Genomic DNA, 16179 nt, shown 5'->3' with positions numbered 1-16179 from the left:
CTGTTCCTGCTGGGATTGCTGGCGATGTCCTCGTCCGCCTGGGCCACGGCTCCGATTGGTGCATCGTTCGCCGAGGGCGACTGGTTCATGGTGTGCGACAACACGCGTGCCTGCCGTATCGCCGGTGTCGGCGCCTCCGCACCGCTGAGACTGGCCACGCTGATCGAGCGCAATGGCGGACCCGGGGAAGCGGTGGAGATCCGGCTGGTACTCGCCCGCGACGACGCTGACGATCCCGAGGCACAGGCTCAGTCACCTGTTGGCACACTGCAGCTGCTCCTGGACGGGAAACGCGAGGGCAGCATCGGGGCACTTGAGTCAGCCACGGAGCATGCAAAGCTCACCCCGGCTCAAGTGCAGGCGTTCAACACCGCCCTCATCAGGCAATCCCGCATCAGCATCACCGATGGCAGGGGGCAGACATGGTCGCTGTCTGCATCCGGCGCAGCCGCACTGATGCTGAAGATGGATCAGATCCAGCAGCGTCTGGATACGCCCGGTGCACTGGTGCAACGCGGAAGCCGACCGGAGTCGAGCGTGCCGCCAGCTCTGCCGAAGCCGGTGCTGGCCATGCCATCCAAGCGGGTGCCTCCGCGTGAGGAGGATGCGCGCCTGGGCGAACGCGAGGACCTGCGCCGGCTGCTTCGGCCCGGCAACAAGGCGGACTGGGCGTGCGCTGCGGATGTACCACAGACCAGCGAACCCTACATCGCCATCCAGCGCCTGGACGACCATCACGTACTGGCCTCCGTTGTCTGCCACATTCCGGGGTTCAATGTGCCGGGGGGTACATGGGCGATCAACGACCAGGCGCCGTTCAATCCCGTTTTCATTACCCAGGGCGCACTGTTCCCGTACTCGGAGGAGCTGATGTTCGTTGAAGAGACCGTGGAGACCGACCGGGATCGCTGCGGAACGGGGCGCTACTGGGCATGGGATGGCCAGCGGATGCAGCTGAGCATGGAGTACGTTGGTGGCACCTGCACTGGCACAGGAGCTTCCACTTGGCGACTGCCGACCTATATCACTGAATTCCGGTAGGGCATCCGCCTTCGCCCGTTACCTGCGGTAGTGCCGGCCGCTGGCCGGCAACCCCGGCAAACATCGGGGGTCAGAGCCGTTTTCCCATGGAAAACGGATCCGACCCCGATCAATCGTGAAGCTGCCGCGGCTTCTTCCAGAACTGCCAGCGCTGTCCGCGGTCCAGCTGGAACTGCATGCCATCCTCGAAATCCAGCACCAGCCGCTGCAGTTCGCCACGCTTCAGCGCGGCCAGCAGTGGCCGGATCGCGTCGCTGCCCAGTTGCTGCAGTGATCGCAGCTGGCGCAGATCGACCAGCGCATCCACGGACTGATCGCCATCCGTCGCTACACCCGCTGCCAGCGCAAGACCCTGCAGCAACGCATCGCGGCTGCGTACCTGCGCATGCGGCGTATTGACCGATACCGGCATCACGCCACCGCCCCAGAACCACAGCGAATTGATCGGCTGTTGCCCCTGGGCCGCACGTTGCTGGTTCCAGGAATGGTTGTGCAGCAGCACCTGCGCCTCGGTCATCAAGGCACGCCAGCGGCGGCCGACCTCGCCTTCGGGCAGGTGCGCGAACAGGTCATCGCCGAGCACCTCGTCCGGACTGTCGAAGTCCGGCAGTTCGCTGTCGATCGGAAGCCGCAGGTACCAGCGCGAAGGGTCCGGTGCATCCAGCGCGAACCCGGCGTCGGCGAACAACGGCTGCAGTACCGGCAGCAGTGCCAGGCAGTCAGCCAGCGTCGGCCGCAGCGTTTCGCCATAGGCCATCATCCGCGCACCGTGCATGTCCGGCACCATGCAGGCCGGATCGGCCCGCAGCCAGCTCGCGCCGGCGGCATCGCCGACGTCACGCTGGCGGGTCAACGCGGCCACCGGCCAGTGCGGCGCGGCGACCGTGAAATGGCGCGTCAGCTGCGCACGCTCGCCCGCCTCATGCTGCGAGGCGTTGGCGCGGCCCAAGGCACGGGCCACATCATCGGGCAGCGCAGCCGCGGCAAAGCGGCTGCGCGCGGGCAACAGCAGGGTCGCCGTCGCCACGCGGTCAGTCCAGGTAGCTGACGCTGACGATCTCGTACTCGCGCTGGCCTGCCGGGGCGTCGATCACGATCGAATCGCCTTCCAGCTTGCCGATCATCGCGCGCGCCACCGGCGAGGAAATCGCGATCAGGCCCTGCTTGATGTCCGCCTCGAGGTCGCCAACGATCTGGTACTTCCGTTCTTCGTCGGTTTCCACGTCGGCCAGGGTCACGCTGGCACCGAACACCACCTTGGAGCCGGCATTGAGCTTGCTCACGTCGATGATCTCGGCATGCGACAGCTCGCCTTCCAGCTGCTTGATGCGGCCTTCGATGAAGCCCTGTTCCTCGCGCGCGGCGTGGTACTCGGCGTTCTCCTTCAGGTCGCCATGTTCACGCGCTTCGGCGATCGCGGCGATCACCTTCGGGCGCTTGACCGACTTCAGGTGATCCAGTTCGTCGCGCAGCTTCTGCGCGCCCTTCATGGTGATGGGGGCTCTCATGCATTCAACTCCTTGTGCAGCTCCTGCAGCGACCAGACAGGGCCGGTGCCGCGGAATTCCAGTGAATCCACCAGCGCCTTGGCGCCGGCAATGGTGGTCGAGTAGGTGACGCGGTGCTGCAGCGCCTCGCGACGGATCGAGAACGAGTCGTTGATCGCCGAACGACCTTCGGTCGTGTTGACGATGTAGACGATCTCGCCGTTCTTGATCGAGTCGACGATGTGCGGACGGCCTTCGACCACCTTGTTGATGATCTCGCAGTCCATGCCGTGCTGCTGCAGCCACGCGGCGGTGCCACGGGTGGCAACCAGGCTGTAGCCACGTGCCAGCAGTGCCTTGGCCACCGGCAGTACGCGCTTCTTGTCCGGATCGCGGACCGAGACGAAGGCCTTGCCGACCGGCGGTGCCTTGATGCCGCCCGCCTCCTGCGCACGCGCGAAGGCGGCGTTGAAGGTACGGCCTACGCCCATCACCTCACCGGTGGAGCGCATTTCCGGCCCGAGGATCGGATCGACGCCCTGGAACTTGGCGAACGGGAAGATCGCTTCCTTCACCGAGTAGTAATCCGGCACGATTTCCTTGGTCGCGCCCTGCTCGGCCAGGGTCTTTCCGGCCATGCAGCGGGCAGCGATCTTGGCCAGCGGCATGCCGGTGGCCTTGGACACGAACGGCACGGTGCGCGAGGCACGCGGGTTCACTTCCAGCAGGTAGATGGTGTCATCACCCTCGTCGCTGGTCTGGATCGCGAACTGGGTGTTCATCAGGCCGACCACGTTCAGGGCCTTGGCCAGCTCCACCACCTGGCGGCGCAGCTCGGCCTGGGTGGCGGCGGACAGCGAGTACGGCGGCAGCGAGCAGGACGAATCGCCCGAATGCACGCCGGCTTCTTCGATGTGCTCCATCACGCCGCCGATCAGCACGTTGCCCTGTGCATCGGCAATGATGTCCACATCCACTTCCACGGCGTTGTCGAGGAAGCGGTCCAGCAGCACCGGCGAATCGTTGGACACCTTCACCGCGTCGCGCACGTAACGGGCCAGGTCGGATTCGCCGTAGACGATTTCCATGGCGCGGCCGCCCAGCACGTAGCTCGGGCGCACCACCAGCGGGTAGCCGATCTCGCGCGCCAGCAGCAGGGCTTCCTGGTCGTTGCGTGCGATGCGGTTCGGCGGCTGCTTCAGGCCCAGGTTGTCGACCAGCTGCTGGAAGCGCTCGCGGTCTTCGGCCAGGTCGATGGAATCAGGGCTGGTACCGATCACCGGCACGCCGTTGGCTTCCAGCGCCCGCGCCAGCTTCAGCGGGGTCTGGCCACCGTACTGCACGATCACGCCCTTGGGCTGTTCCAGTTCGACGATTTCCAGCACGTCTTCCAGGGTCAGCGGTTCGAAGTACAGGCGGTCGGAGGTGTCGTAGTCGGTCGACACGGTTTCCGGGTTGCAGTTGACCATGATGGTTTCATAACCATCCTCGCGCAGCGCCAGTGCCGCGTGCACGCAGCAGTAGTCGAACTCGATGCCCTGGCCGATGCGGTTCGGGCCACCGCCCAGGATCATGATCTTGTCGCGGTTGCTCGGCGCGGCCTCGCACTCGTCCTCGTAGGTCGAGTACAGGTAGGCGGTACCGGTGGAGAATTCACCGGCGCAGGAGTCAACGCGCTTGTAGACCGGGCGCACCTTGTGCGCACGACGCAGCGCGCGGATGGCCGCTTCATTGGTGCCGGTCAGCTGCGCCAGGCGCGCATCGGAGAAACCGGAACGCTTCAGCTTGCGCAGGCGCGCGGCGTCCAGCGCATCAATGCCGTCGGCGGCGACAGCGGCTTCAGCGGCGATGATCTCTTCGATCTGGTCCAGGAACCACGGATCGATGTAGGACAGCTTGAAGATGTCCTCCACGCTCATGCCGGCACGGAATGCGTCGGCGACGAAGAACAGGCGCTCCGGGCCCGGTGCCTTCAGCTCGCGGCGCAGGGTCTGCAGATCGTCTTCATTGGTCAGGTCCAGGCCGGTCGGGTCGAAGCCGACCTTGCCGGTCTCCAGGCCGCGCAGTGCCTTCTGCATCGATTCCTGGAAGGTGCGGCCCATCGCCATCACCTCACCCACCGACTTCATCTGGGTGGTCAGGCGCGCATCGGCGGCCGGGAACTTCTCGAAGGCGAAGCGCGGGATCTTGGTGACGACGTAGTCGATGGACGGTTCGAACGAGGCCGGGGTCAGGCCGCCGGTGATCTCGTTCTTCAGTTCGTCCAGGGTGTAGCCGACGGCCAGCTTGGCGGCGACCTTGGCGATCGGGAAGCCGGTGGCCTTGGAAGCCAGCGCCGAGGAACGAGACACGCGCGGGTTCATCTCGATCACCACGACGCGGCCGGTGTCCGGGTTGATGCCGAACTGCACGTTCGAGCCACCGGTATCCACGCCGATCTTGCGCAGCACGGCGATGGAGGCATCGCGCAGGCGCTGGTATTCCTTGTCGGTCAGGGTCTGCGCCGGGGCCACGGTGATCGAGTCACCGGTGTGCACGCCCATCGGGTCCAGGTTCTCGATCGAGCAGACGATGATGCAGTTGTCCGCCGTATCGCGGACCACTTCCATTTCGAATTCCTTCCAGCCCAGCACCGACTCTTCCACCAGCACTTCGGTGGTCGGCGACAGCTCCAGGCCACGGCTGACGATGTCGACCAGTTCTTCGCGGTTGTAGGCGATGCCGCCACCGCTGCCGCCCAGGGTGAAGCTGGGGCGGATGATGGTCGGGTAGCCGACGCGGGTCTGGATCTCCAGCGCTTCGTCCAGCGTGTGGGCGACGGCGGCGGTCGGGCATTCCAGGCCGATCTCACCCATGGCGACGCGGAACAGCTCGCGGTCTTCGGCCATCCGGATCGCTTCGCGCTTGGCGCCGATCAGTTCAACGTTGTACTTCTCCAGTACGCCGTTGTCGGCCAGGTCCAGCGCGCAGTTCAGCGCGGTCTGGCCACCCATGGTCGGCAGCAGCGCATCGGGCTTTTCCTTGGCGATGATCTTCTCGACCGTCTGCCAGTTGATCGGCTCGATGTAGACGGCGTCGGCCATCTCCGGGTCGGTCATGATCGTGGCCGGGTTGCTGTTGACCAGCACCACGCGGTAACCCTCGTCACGCAGGGCCTTGCAGGCCTGAGCGCCGGAGTAGTCGAACTCGCAGGCCTGGCCGATGACGATCGGGCCAGCACCGATGATGAGGATGGTCTTGAGGTCAGTGCGCTTGGGCATTTTCTTCTCTAAGTCAGTACAGCGTGACAAGGGGGGTGATCGCACGCTGTCGATCAGGAATCTTGATCCGCAGCGCCGCGCCAGGGGCAGCAGCGATGCGGGGGCTTACGGTCCATCGCGACGCCACCGGGGGGGCGGCGGCGTACTGATCACGCCTTGGCTTCTTCCATCAGCACCACGAAACGGTCGAACAGCGGACCGACATCGTGCGGGCCCGGCGAGGCTTCCGGGTGGCCCTGGAACGAGAACGCCGGCACATCGGTGCGGGCGACACCCTGGTTGGTGCCATCGAACAGCGAGCGGTGGGTCACGCGCAGGGTCGGCGGCAGGGTCGCTTCATCAATCGCGAAGCCGTGGTTCTGCGAGGTGATCATCACCCGGCCGCTGTCCAGGTCCTGCACCGGGTGGTTGGCACCGTGGTGGCCGTGGCCCATCTTCATGGTCTTCGCGCCCGAGGCCAGGCCCAGCAGCTGATGGCCCAGGCAGATGCCGAAGGTCGGGATCTTCTGTTCGATGAAGGTCTTGATCGCTTCGATGGCGTAGTCGCACGGTTCCGGGTCACCCGGGCCGTTGGACAGGAACACGCCGTCCGGCTTCAGCGCCAGTACTTCGGCGGCCGGGGTCTGCGCCGGCACCACCGTGACCTCGCAGCCGCGCTCGGCCAGCATGCGCAGGATGTTGGTCTTCACGCCAAAGTCGTAGGCCACCACCTTGTGCTTGGCCGGCACGCTGACGAAGGCGTTGGCATCCAGGTCCAGCTGGCCCTCGGTCCAGACGTAGGTCTTCTCGGTAGTGACGACCTTGGCCAGATCCATGCCCTTCAGCCCCGGGAACTTGCGGGCGGCTTCCAGTGCCTTTTCCACGTCGATGTCACCGGCCATCAGCGCACCGTTCTGCGCGCCCTTCTCGCGCAGGATGCGGGTCAGCTTGCGGGTGTCGATGCCGGCGATGGCGACCACGCCACGCTGGATCAGCCAGTCCTGAAGCGACACCTGGCTGCGCCAGTTGCTGGGACGGCGGGGAACATCGCGCACGATCAGGCCGGCCGACCACACCTTGGACGCTTCATCGTCCTGGTCGGTCATGCCGGTGTTACCGATGTGCGGATAGGTCAGCGTGACCATCTGCCGGGCGTAGGACGGGTCGGTCAGCACTTCCTGGTAGCCGGTCATGGCGGTGTTGAACACCACCTCACCGACGGACAGGCCGGGCGCGCCTACGGATTCGCCCTCGAATACGGTGCCGTCTTCGAGGACGAGGATTGCGGCTTGGGTCACGGGAATCTCACTTTGGCTACCGAGGGGGCTGCCGAAGTCACGCCTGCGCTTCACGGAAATCCGGTTGCAAAAAAGCGCGGACGTACGGTCTGGGACCGGTCCGGCTTTCGTGATTCGGCGAGTGCGAATTGTAGCGCTGCCGGGGCGCTCGCGCCAGCGGTTATCGCGCTTCATGAACAGGCGATTGCGTATTCATTTCAATCCGGCGGCGTATGCGGGGTCCGCCGCCAGATCGTGCCGGCCGCTGGCCGGCAATCTGCATGCCATCGGGCGCCTGGTAGTGCCGGCCGCTGGCCGGCAATCCCCACGCCTTCGGACGCCCGGAAGCTGCCGGCCAGCGGCCGGCACTACCGCCTTACTGCAGCAGGTCCCGCACCCGATAGCTGCCCGGGGCGCGCCCCTGCAGCTGGCGGGCGGCAAACAGGGCGCCGCGGGCGAAGATGTCGCGATTGGTGGCCCGGTGCACCAGCTCGATGCGCTCGCCCAGCCCGGTGAACTGCACCAGATGCTCGCCCACGATGTCACCGGCGCGCAGGCTGGCGTAATGCGGCTCCGCCCCGCCCCGCTGCGCGGCCGCACCCAGGGTCAGCGCAGTACCCGACGGCGCGTCCTTCTTCTGCGTATGGTGCGACTCGACGATGTCGCAGTCCCAGCCGGCCAGCGCCTGCGCGGCGCGCTCGACCAGCTCGTCCAGCACCGCCACGCCCAAGCTGAAGTTCGAGGCCCAGACCAGCGGGATGGACGCCGCCGCGGCCTCCAGCGCCTGCCGCTGGCTGCTGGAGATGCCGGTGGTGCCTGAAACCAGGCCCGCACCCCGCTCCACGCACAGCGCCAGCAGCGGGTCGAAGCCCTCCGGCAGGCTGAAGTCGATCGCTACGTCGAACGCCGGCGCACCGGGCAGCTCGCTGGCAGCAAAGAACGGGACGCCGTCGACCACGCGCTGGGCCGGCGCACGGCCGGTCACCGCGGCCACGATCTGCAGGGATTCGGGATGTTCGGCGGCCAGCCGCAGCAGGGCCTGGCCCATGCGCCCGGAAGCGCCGTGAATGAGCAATCGCAGGGGAGTCTGGTTCATGCCTGCAGGCTAGCGGCAGCAAGCCTGCTCCGGCAAGCGCCATCGCTGCTACGCTGCATGCCCTTTCATGCAATGGATGGCAGTTCCACCATGCAGATCAGCGAACAGCTGGTGCTGGTCACCGGCGCCGGCCGCGGCCTTGGCAAGCACATCGCCCGCGCCTTCGCCGCACAGGGCGCCCGCGTCATCATCAACTACCACCGCAGCGAGGCCGCCGCACGTGCGCTGGCCAGCGAGCTGGGTGGCCAGGCGATCGCGCTGCCGGCCGATGTCACCGACCGCGCCCAGGTCGATGCAATGCTGCAGCACGCGCTGGCGCACTTCGGCCAGGGCGTCACCACCGTGGTCAACAACGCGCTGGCCGCCTTCTCGTTCAATGGCGACGCCCGCGACAGCGCTGCCGACATCGGCTGGCCGGCCTTCCAGGCACAGTTCGAAGGCAGTGTGCGCGGTGCGCTGAACACCGTGCAGGCCGCCCTGCCCGGGATGCAGGCGCGCCGTTTCGGTCGCGTCATCAACATCGGCACCAACCTGTTCCAGAATCCGGTGGTGCCCTATCACGACTACACTGCCGCCAAGGCCGCGCTGCTGTCGCTGACCCGCACCCTGGCAGGCGACCTCGGCCCGCACGGCATCACCGTGAACATGCTGTCCGGCGGCCTGCTGCGCACCACCGATGCCAGCGCCGCCACGCCCGAAGCGGTATTCGACTACATCGCCGCCAACACCCCGCTGCGCAGCGTCACCACCCCGACCGAATTCGCCGATGCCGCGCTGTTCTTCGCCAGCCCGTGGTCACGCGCGGTGACCGGGCAGAACCTGGTGGTGGATGGCGGACTGGTGCGGGACTGAACAGATGCGCATCTCCGAAGTCAGCCGCCTGACCGGTGCCAGCGCCAAGGCCATCCGCCTGTATGAAGCACGCGGCCTGCTGCCGCCCGTGCCACGACTGAACCGCTATCGCGACTACAGCGAACAGGACGTGGCCTGGATACAGCTGATCCGCCAGGCATTGGGGCTGGGCATCACCCTGGCCGCGATATCCCGCCTGCAGGGTCGCGATGGACGGCTCGACTGGCCTGCGGTACTGGCCTTGCTGGAACAACAGCGCACCCGCATTGCCAGTGAGCGGGCGCGGCTGGAACAGGTCGACCTCGCCCTGCGGCAGGTCCGCGATGAACTGCAGCAATGGCTGCACTCCGGCGGCACTGATTGCGTCCTGCAACCCAGCGGCTGCCCCGCCGGCGTTTGACCCTGCCCCTGGGGCAGACCGCACCCTCGCGCACTTTCCATTGCCCGAGGTTGCCGTGTCCCGCTCCATCCTGATCCTGCTGGGCCATCCCGACCGCGACAGCCTGTGCGGCGCCCTCGCCCAGTGCTACGCCACCGCCGCCGAGAACGCCGGTCATCGGGTGCGACTGATCGCACTGGGTGACCTTGAGTTCGATCCCGTGCTGCGTCACGGCTATCGCCAGATCCAGCCGCTGGAAGCCGATCTGCAGAACGCCGCCGATGCGATCGAGGCCTGCGATCACCTGGTGCTGGTCTATCCCACCTGGTGGGGCGCGATGCCGGCGCTGCTGAAGGGCTTCTTCGATCGCGTGCTGCTGCCGGGCTTCGCTTTCCGCTACCGGCGTGATTCGGTGTGGTGGGACCGGCTGCTGGCCGGCCGCAGCGCGCGGGTGATCAGCACGCTGGACACGCCGCCCTGGTACTACCGCTGGATCTACCGCGACCCGGGCATCACCCAGATCCGCGCCACCATCCTGGAATTCTGCGGCATCCGCCCGGTGCGGGTCAGCCGGCTGGGGGCGGTGCGCAGCAGCAGCCCGGCGCAGCGGGAGCGATGGCTTGCGCTGGCAGCGGAGCTGGGTTCACGGGCCGGGTAGATCCGCCGCCATGGGTAAAGCGTGCGAACCAAGGTTCGCACCCACCTGGAACGTTTGCACCCACCCGGGGCATTCGTTGCGCGTGTCGCGTTTGCCAATTGACCCCAAAGCGCTGCGCCTCAAGGCTGTGGGCCCTTCTTCCGGCCCAGGCAGCGCTCATGAAATCCTCGACCGTCTTCAGCAAGTGCGCGAGGAAGACCGGCTTTTCCGGCACGTCGACGACCCGCTACCGCTTGCTGGATGCCGCCCTACTTGTCGTGAATCACCAGCGCGCCAGCGAATGCCGGGGCTTCTATGTGAATGCTGGACTCTACTTTCCGGAGCTGCTCGAGTATCCCCTCGCGCCTGACGATCTTGAGACGGCTTTCCGGTACCGCTCCAGCATTCCCACGCCCCATGTCGACTGGCGGATCGAAGAGACGCCCGGCCTGCGCCGGGCTTTCATCCAGCAGGATCTGGATGATCTGCTGGAGGCCGGCAATCGCGATGGGATGAAATGCCTGCTGCTCGACGCCCTTGCCGACGTGGCGGGCTTCGCGGCAACCCATGGAAACCGGGAATCGGTGCGGCGATTGAATCAGGACGGGAACTTCCGGGCGATCATCCGCAGAGAGGTCTGAACCCCGGGAGCGTGCGAACCAAGATTCGCACCTACCAAGGCAGAGTCAGTGCTGTTTGGGCGGCGTCGGTCCGCAGCTGTCGCAACCGCCACAGGCACCACCGCCGCCCGTGGCCGGCGGCGCGATTTTCCTACCCAGCGCCTGCAGCCAGGCGGCGCGGCGCGGCTTCAGCAGGGCCAGCGCCAGCGCCCCCCGCAGCTTGCGCACGGTGCCGGGGAACTGCTTCTTCAACACCACCCAGGCACTGACCAGCACGGCCACCGCAATGATCAGGTACTGCAGCAGCAGTCCACCGTCCATCAGCCGCCCCCCAGCGCCTTGGTCACCTGGTAGGTGATCAGCGCCGCCACGTAGGCCGCAGCAAACAGGTAGAACGCCGAGAAGGCCATCGTCTTCCACGAATTGGTCTCGCGCTTGATGGTGGCCAGCGTCGAGATGCACATCGGGGCGTAGATGTACCAGACCAGCAGCGACAGCGCAGTGGCCAGCGACCAGCCGTCGCTGATCAGCGGGGTCAGTGCCTGGCTGGCGGCATCGTCATCGGCCGCCGACAGCGCGTACACGGTGGCCAGCGAGGACACCGCCACTTCGCGCGCGGCCAGGCCCGGAATCAGCGCGATGCAGATCTGCCAGTTGAAGCCCAGCGGCGCAAAGAACACCGCCATTGCATGGCCGATCTGGCCGGCGTAGCTGTAATCGATGGCCGGCATGGTGGCGCCGACCGGGGCCGCCGGGAACGACAGCAGCACCCACAGCAGGATGGTCAGCGCCAGGATGATGCCGCCGACGCGCTTGAGGAAGATCATGCCGCGCTCGTACAGGCCCACCGCCAGGTCGCGCACATGCGGCAGGCGGTACGACGGCAGCTCCAGCATCAGCGGGTGCTCGCTCTTGTCGCGGCGCCACTTCTTCATGATCCACGACATCGCCAGTGCACTGAGAATGCCGGCCGCATACAGGCCGAACAGCACCAGGCCCTGCTGGTTGAACACGCCCCACACCGTCTTCTGAGGGATGAACGCGCCAATCAGCAACGCATACACCGGCAGGCGCGCCGAGCAGGTCATCAGCGGCGCGACCAGGATCGTGGCCAGGCGGTCACGCGGGTCCTGGATGCTGCGGGTGGACATGATGCCCGGCACCGCACAGGCGAAGCTGGACAGCAGCGGGATGAACGAGCGGCCAGACAGGCCGGCGGCAGCCATCATGCGGTCGAGCAGGAACGCCGCACGCGGCAGGTAGCCGGATTCCTCCAGCACCAGGATGAAGAAGAACAGGATCAGGATCTGCGGCAGGAACACCACCACGCCACCGACGCCGGCGATGATGCCGTCGGTCAGCAGGCTGGCCAGCGGGCCTTCCGGCAACACACTGCCGACGAAGGTCGCGAGCCAGGCGAAACCGGCCTCGATGCCGTCCATCAGCGGTGTCGCCCAGGCGTACACCGCCTGGAAGATCAGGAACATCACCACCGCCAGGCTGATCAGCCCAAACACCGGGTGCAACAGCCAGCGGTCCAGCGCGTCGTCGACCTTTGCAGTACGCGCCGGCATGCGCACGGCCACCGACAGGATCTCGCGCACCTTGGCGTGGTAGTCGATGCCGCCTTCCGGGCCCGGCACCGGTGCATCCAGGTGCGGCACCATGGTGTCCAGGCGCTCGACCAGGGCCTTGGCACCCTGCTTGCGCACCGCCACGGTCTCCACCACCGGCACGCCCAGTTCGCGTTCCAGCGCAGCCACGTCCACCTGGATGCCGCGGCGCTGGGCCGCATCGACCATGTTCAGGGCGACCACCATTGGCTTGCCCAGCTCGCGCAACTCCAGCGCGAAGCGCAGGTGCAGGCGCAGGTTGGTGGCGTCGATCACGCACAGCAACACGTCCGGCGCAGCCTCGCCCGGGTAGAAGCCCCGGCACAGGTCACGGGTGATCGCTTCGTCCAGGCTGGCTGGATGCAGGCTGTAGGCACCGGGCAGGTCGAGCACGGCGAATTCGCGGCCGGACGGCGCGCGCAGGCGGCCTTCCTTGCGCTCGACGGTGACGCCGGTGTAGTTGGCGACCTTCTGCCGGCTGCCGGTCAGCTGGTTGAACAACGCGGTCTTGCCGCTGTTGGGATTACCGACCAGCGCGATGCGCAGCGGGGCGGTGGTGGCAGTGGCAGTCATGCACGTCGTTCCTGGCTGGCGGCGTCGACAACGACGCGCTTGGCTTCACTGATCCGCAGCGCGAACCGGGTGAACCCGACCTGCACCAGCAGCGGCTCACCGCCCACCGGGCCCTTGGCCACCAGGCGCACTTCCTCGCCCTTGACGAAGCCCAGCTCGCGCAGGCGGCGGGCGATGGCATCGTTGGCATGCAGGTCCTGCACGGATTCGACCACGGCCGAGGTGTGCAGCGGCAGTTCGGACAGCGTCATCTAGCGTGTTCTCTGCTGGATGTAAATGGTTCTCGATTCTAACATTCCCGCGTCGCGTCATGGCCCATGACCAATGGCCCGCTATGATCCATACAGGTATGGAGTGACCCTGGAATCCCATGAACGATGCTTTGCAGATCGAGCGCAGTGGCGCCGTCCTCACCCTCTGGCTGAACCGGCCAGAGCTGCACAACGCCTTTGACGCTGGCCTGATCGCCCGGCTGACCGCCGCCCTGGAGGCGGCCGGGCGCGATGATTCGGTACGCGCGCTGGTGGTGGCCGGCCACGGTGCCTCCTTCTCGGCCGGTGCCGACATGCAGTGGATGCGCGGCATGGCTGCCGCCAGCGAGGCCGACAACCGCGAGGACTCGCTGGCGCTGGCACGACTGATGCGCACCCTGGATGAGCTGCCCAAGCCGACCCTGGCCCGGGTCCATGGCGCGGCCTTTGGCGGTGGCGTCGGCCTGGTCGCCTGCTGCGACATCGCCATCGCCAGCACCTCGGCCCGCTTCGGCCTGACTGAAAGCCGCCTCGGCCTGTTGCCGGCGGTGATCTCGCCCTATGTGATCGAGGCCATCGGCCCGCGCCAGGCCCGTCGCTGGTTCGCCACCGGCGAGCATTTCGACGCCGAGACCGCGCTGCGCATCGGCCTGGTCCACCAGCTGGTCGAGCCGGAACGCCTGGACGAGGCCGTGCAGCGCCAGCTGGCCCTGCTCGACAAGGCCGGCCCGATCGCTTCTTCCAGCGCCAAGCAGCTGGTGCGGCAGGTGCGTGACAGCCATGACCGCGACACGCTGGATCGCGACAATGCCGCCCTGATCGCGCGCCTGCGGGTGTCCGCCGAGGGCCAGGAGGGCCTGGGCGCCTTCCTCGACAAGCGCGCCCCCCATTGGGTCACGGAAGCCTGAACATGCTCGATCATCTTGGTTTGACCAGCGCCGACCTGGCGCGCAGCAAGACCTTCTTCCTGCAGGCACTGGCACCGCTGCAGATCGGCGTGGTGATGGAAGTCACCGCCGAACAGACCGGCGCCCACGACCACATCGGCTTCGGCAGCGACGGCAAGCCGTTCTTCTGGCTTGGCAATGGCGGCACCGCCAGCCACGGCGTGCACGTGGCCTTCGCCTGCGCCAGCCGCACCCAGGTGGACGCCTTCCATGCCGCTGCCCTCGCCGCCGGTGGCCGTGACAACGGCGCGCCGGGCCTGCGCCCGTGGTACCACCCCGACTACTACGGCGCCTTCGTGCTCGACCCGGACGGCAACAACATCGAGGCGGTCTGCCATCGCCCTGCCGCTGGGGTGAGCGCATGAGCGATTACGTCCGCATCGTCGAGGTCGGCCCGCGTGACGGCCTGCAGAACGAAAAGCAGTCGGTCTCCACCGCCGACAAGATCGAACTGATCAATCGCCTGTCGGCCACTGGCCTGCGCAGCATCGAGGCGACCAGCTTCGTCAGCCCAAAGTGGGTCCCGCAGCTGGCCGACGCCGCCGAGGTCTATGCCGGCATCCAGCGCCGGCCGGGCATCCACTACCCGGTGCTGGTCCCGAACGAACAGGGTTACGACCGCGCCCGTGCGGTGGGCGTGGAAGAAGTGGCGGTGTTCACCGCCGCCTCTGAGGCGTTCAACCGCACCAACACCAATGCCGGCATCGACGAGTCGCTGGCCCGCTTCGAGCCGATCCTGCGCCGCGCCGCCGCCGATGGCGTGCGCGTGCGTGGCTACGTCTCCACCGTGCTCGGCTGCCCTTATCAGGGCGAGGTACCGCTGGCCGACGTGGTGCGCGTGGCACGCGCCCTGCACCAGATGGGCTGTTACGAAATCTCGCTGGGCGACACCATCGGCGTCGGTACCCCGCGCAAGGCACGGGCGATGCTGCAGGCGGTTGCCGCCGAGATCCCGATGGATGCACTGGCCGTGCACTTCCACGACACCTATGGCCAGGCCATCGCCAACATCGCCACCTGCCTGGAAGAAGGCGTGCGCGTGGTCGACAGCGCCGTCTCCGGCGCCGGTGGCTGCCCGTATGCCAAGGGGGCCAGCGGCAACGTCGCCAGCGAGGACGTGGCCTACCTGCTGCAGGGCCTGGGCCTGGACAGCGGCGTGGACCTGCCGGCGCTGGCCGAGACCGGTCGCTGGCTGGCCGGCCTGCTCGGCCGCGCCACTGCCAGCCGCACCGGGCAGGCGTTGGCCGCGGCCGGTTGACCACCGCAATGCGCCGCCCCGCAAAGGCGGCGCAGTGCACAACGGCGCCTTTGCGGCTTCCGTTAGAATCGGCGGTTCTCGAACCTGCAGGACCGTTCAATGCAGCTGTCTTCCGTACGTGCCGTGATCACTGGCGGCGTCTCCGGCCTCGGCCTGGCCGTGGCCCAGCACCTCGTCGCCCAGGGCGGCAAGGTGGCCCTGTTCGACCTCAACGACGACAAGGGTGCTGCCGCCGTTGCCGGGCTGGGTGCCGACAAGGCCCGCTATTTCAACGTCAACGTCAGCGATGAAGCGGCCGTCTCGGCTGCCATCGACCAGGCCCACGATTTCCTCGGTGGCCTGAACGTGGCGATGAACTGCGCCGGCATCCTCGGCGCCGGCCGCGTACTCGGCAAAGAAGGCCCGATGCCGCTGGCCGGCTTCCAGGGCACGGTGATGGTCAACCTGGTCGGCAGCTTCAACGTTGCAAAGGCCGCGGCCAACCGCATGCAGCACAACGAAGCCGGCGTGGACGGCGAGCGCGGCGTAATCATCAACACCGCCAGCGTGGCCGCCTATGAAGGCCAGATCGGCCAGGCGGCCTACTCTGCCTCCAAGGGCGGCGTGGTGGCGATGACCCTGCCGATGGCACGCGAGCTTTCGCGCTTCGGCATCCGCGTCAACACCATCGCCCCGGGCGTGTTCTGGACCCCGATGGTCGATGGCATGCCTGAAGCCGTGCAGGAATCGCTGGCCGCCTCGATCCCGTTCCCGTCGCGCCTGGGCAAGCCGGAAGACTTCGCCAGCCTGGTCGGCCATATCCTCGGCAATACCTACATCAACGGCGAGACCATCCGCCTGGACGGCGCCACCCGGCTCGCTCCGAAGTGATTCCCCCCCGGGCGCCGGGACGGCGCCCTCCCCCAACGA

General features: G+C 67.1%; 17 protein-coding genes. 9 read left to right on the top strand and 8 right to left on the bottom strand.

Going from position 1 to position 16179, the window contains the following annotated elements:
• The first annotated feature begins 24 nt into the window (after positions 1-24).
• Entirely contained in the window at positions 25-1041 is a 1017-nt protein-coding gene (locus SMAL_RS09295; protein ID WP_232274016.1) for a DUF1176 domain-containing protein, read from the top strand.
• A 109-nt stretch (positions 1042-1150) separates the two neighbouring features.
• On the opposite strand, the gene SMAL_RS09290 is transcribed toward SMAL_RS09295, so the two are convergent.
• The 5 genes from SMAL_RS09290 to dapB all read right to left on the bottom strand — a co-directional run bounded on the left by SMAL_RS09290 (position 1151) and on the right by dapB (position 8140).
• Complete coding sequence (locus SMAL_RS09290) at positions 1151-2068, bottom strand: hypothetical protein (RefSeq protein ID WP_012510929.1); 918 nt, start codon at positions 2066-2068, stop codon at positions 1151-1153.
• Between the two features lie 4 nt (positions 2069-2072).
• Positions 2073-2537, bottom strand: coding sequence for a transcription elongation factor GreA (greA, locus tag SMAL_RS09285; RefSeq protein ID WP_174238326.1), 465 nt, complete (start codon positions 2535-2537; stop codon positions 2073-2075).
• Between the two features lie 8 nt (positions 2538-2545).
• Complete coding sequence (carB, locus tag SMAL_RS09280) at positions 2546-5788, bottom strand: carbamoyl-phosphate synthase large subunit (protein WP_012510928.1); 3243 nt, start codon at positions 5786-5788, stop codon at positions 2546-2548.
• Positions 5789-5937: 149 nt separating this feature from the next.
• Positions 5938-7065, bottom strand: a complete 1128-nt coding sequence (carA, locus tag SMAL_RS09275; RefSeq protein WP_032969998.1) for a glutamine-hydrolyzing carbamoyl-phosphate synthase small subunit — start codon at positions 7063-7065, stop codon at positions 5938-5940.
• A gap of 355 nt (positions 7066-7420) precedes the next feature.
• Positions 7421-8140 (bottom strand): 4-hydroxy-tetrahydrodipicolinate reductase, encoded by a 720-nt coding sequence (dapB, locus tag SMAL_RS09270; protein WP_012510926.1) that lies wholly within the window; start codon positions 8138-8140, stop codon positions 7421-7423.
• Between the two features lie 90 nt (positions 8141-8230).
• Here dapB and SMAL_RS09265 point away from each other — a divergent pair, with 90 nt between their 5' ends.
• From SMAL_RS09265 to SMAL_RS09250, 4 genes are all read left to right on the top strand, one after another.
• On the top strand, positions 8231-8992 hold the full coding sequence (locus tag SMAL_RS09265; RefSeq protein WP_428993157.1) for a 3-oxoacyl-ACP reductase: 762 nt from the start codon (positions 8231-8233) through the stop codon (positions 8990-8992).
• A gap of 4 nt (positions 8993-8996) precedes the next feature.
• Entirely contained in the window at positions 8997-9392 is a 396-nt protein-coding gene (locus SMAL_RS09260) for a MerR family transcriptional regulator (RefSeq protein WP_012510924.1), read from the top strand.
• 55 nt (positions 9393-9447) lie between these two features.
• Positions 9448-10029 (top strand): NAD(P)H-dependent oxidoreductase, encoded by a 582-nt coding sequence (locus SMAL_RS09255; RefSeq protein WP_012510923.1) that lies wholly within the window; start codon positions 9448-9450, stop codon positions 10027-10029.
• Positions 10030-10187: 158 nt separating this feature from the next.
• Positions 10188-10649, top strand: a complete 462-nt coding sequence (locus SMAL_RS09250; protein ID WP_012510922.1) for a DUF4304 domain-containing protein — start codon at positions 10188-10190, stop codon at positions 10647-10649.
• A gap of 45 nt (positions 10650-10694) precedes the next feature.
• Here SMAL_RS09250 and SMAL_RS09245 read toward each other — a convergent pair whose 3' ends face one another.
• Genes SMAL_RS09245 through SMAL_RS09235 form a run of 3 tightly spaced genes read right to left on the bottom strand, consistent with a single transcriptional unit; the run spans position 10695 to position 13065 of the window.
• The gene (locus tag SMAL_RS09245; RefSeq protein ID WP_006364070.1) at positions 10695-10949 is read right to left on the bottom strand and encodes a DUF6587 family protein; all 255 of its coding nucleotides are present in this window, start codon (positions 10947-10949) and stop codon (positions 10695-10697) included.
• Complete coding sequence (feoB, locus tag SMAL_RS09240; protein WP_012510921.1) at positions 10949-12814, bottom strand: ferrous iron transport protein B; 1866 nt, start codon at positions 12812-12814, stop codon at positions 10949-10951. The genes SMAL_RS09245 and feoB overlap by 1 nt, the downstream gene beginning before the upstream one ends.
• Positions 12811-13065: a FeoA family protein gene (locus SMAL_RS09235; protein WP_005409473.1), complete on the bottom strand. Its 255-nt coding sequence runs from the start codon at positions 13063-13065 to the stop codon at positions 12811-12813. Before SMAL_RS09235 ends, feoB begins: the two co-directional genes overlap by 4 nt.
• Before the next feature lie 119 nt (positions 13066-13184).
• On the opposite strand from SMAL_RS09235, the gene SMAL_RS09230 reads away from it, so the two are divergent.
• The 4 genes from SMAL_RS09230 to SMAL_RS09215 all read left to right on the top strand — a co-directional run bounded on the left by SMAL_RS09230 (position 13185) and on the right by SMAL_RS09215 (position 16140).
• Entirely contained in the window at positions 13185-13973 is a 789-nt protein-coding gene (locus tag SMAL_RS09230; protein ID WP_012510920.1) for an enoyl-CoA hydratase/isomerase family protein, read from the top strand.
• 2 nt (positions 13974-13975) lie between these two features.
• Positions 13976-14377, top strand: a complete 402-nt coding sequence (locus SMAL_RS09225; protein ID WP_012510919.1) for a VOC family protein — start codon at positions 13976-13978, stop codon at positions 14375-14377.
• The gene (locus SMAL_RS09220; protein ID WP_012510918.1) at positions 14374-15270 is read left to right on the top strand and encodes a hydroxymethylglutaryl-CoA lyase; all 897 of its coding nucleotides are present in this window, start codon (positions 14374-14376) and stop codon (positions 15268-15270) included. The genes SMAL_RS09225 and SMAL_RS09220 overlap by 4 nt, the downstream gene beginning before the upstream one ends.
• Positions 15271-15369: 99 nt before the next feature.
• Entirely contained in the window at positions 15370-16140 is a 771-nt protein-coding gene (locus SMAL_RS09215) for an SDR family NAD(P)-dependent oxidoreductase (RefSeq protein ID WP_012510917.1), read from the top strand.
• Positions 16141-16179: the final 39 nt, after the last annotated feature.

Origin of the sequence: Stenotrophomonas maltophilia R551-3, assembly GCF_000020665.1 — a bacterium.
GTDB lineage: Bacteria > Pseudomonadota > Gammaproteobacteria > Xanthomonadales > Xanthomonadaceae > Stenotrophomonas > Stenotrophomonas maltophilia_L.
Note: the sequence above shows the minus strand (reverse complement) of the source record. Positions and strands in the feature narration are given on the sequence as shown.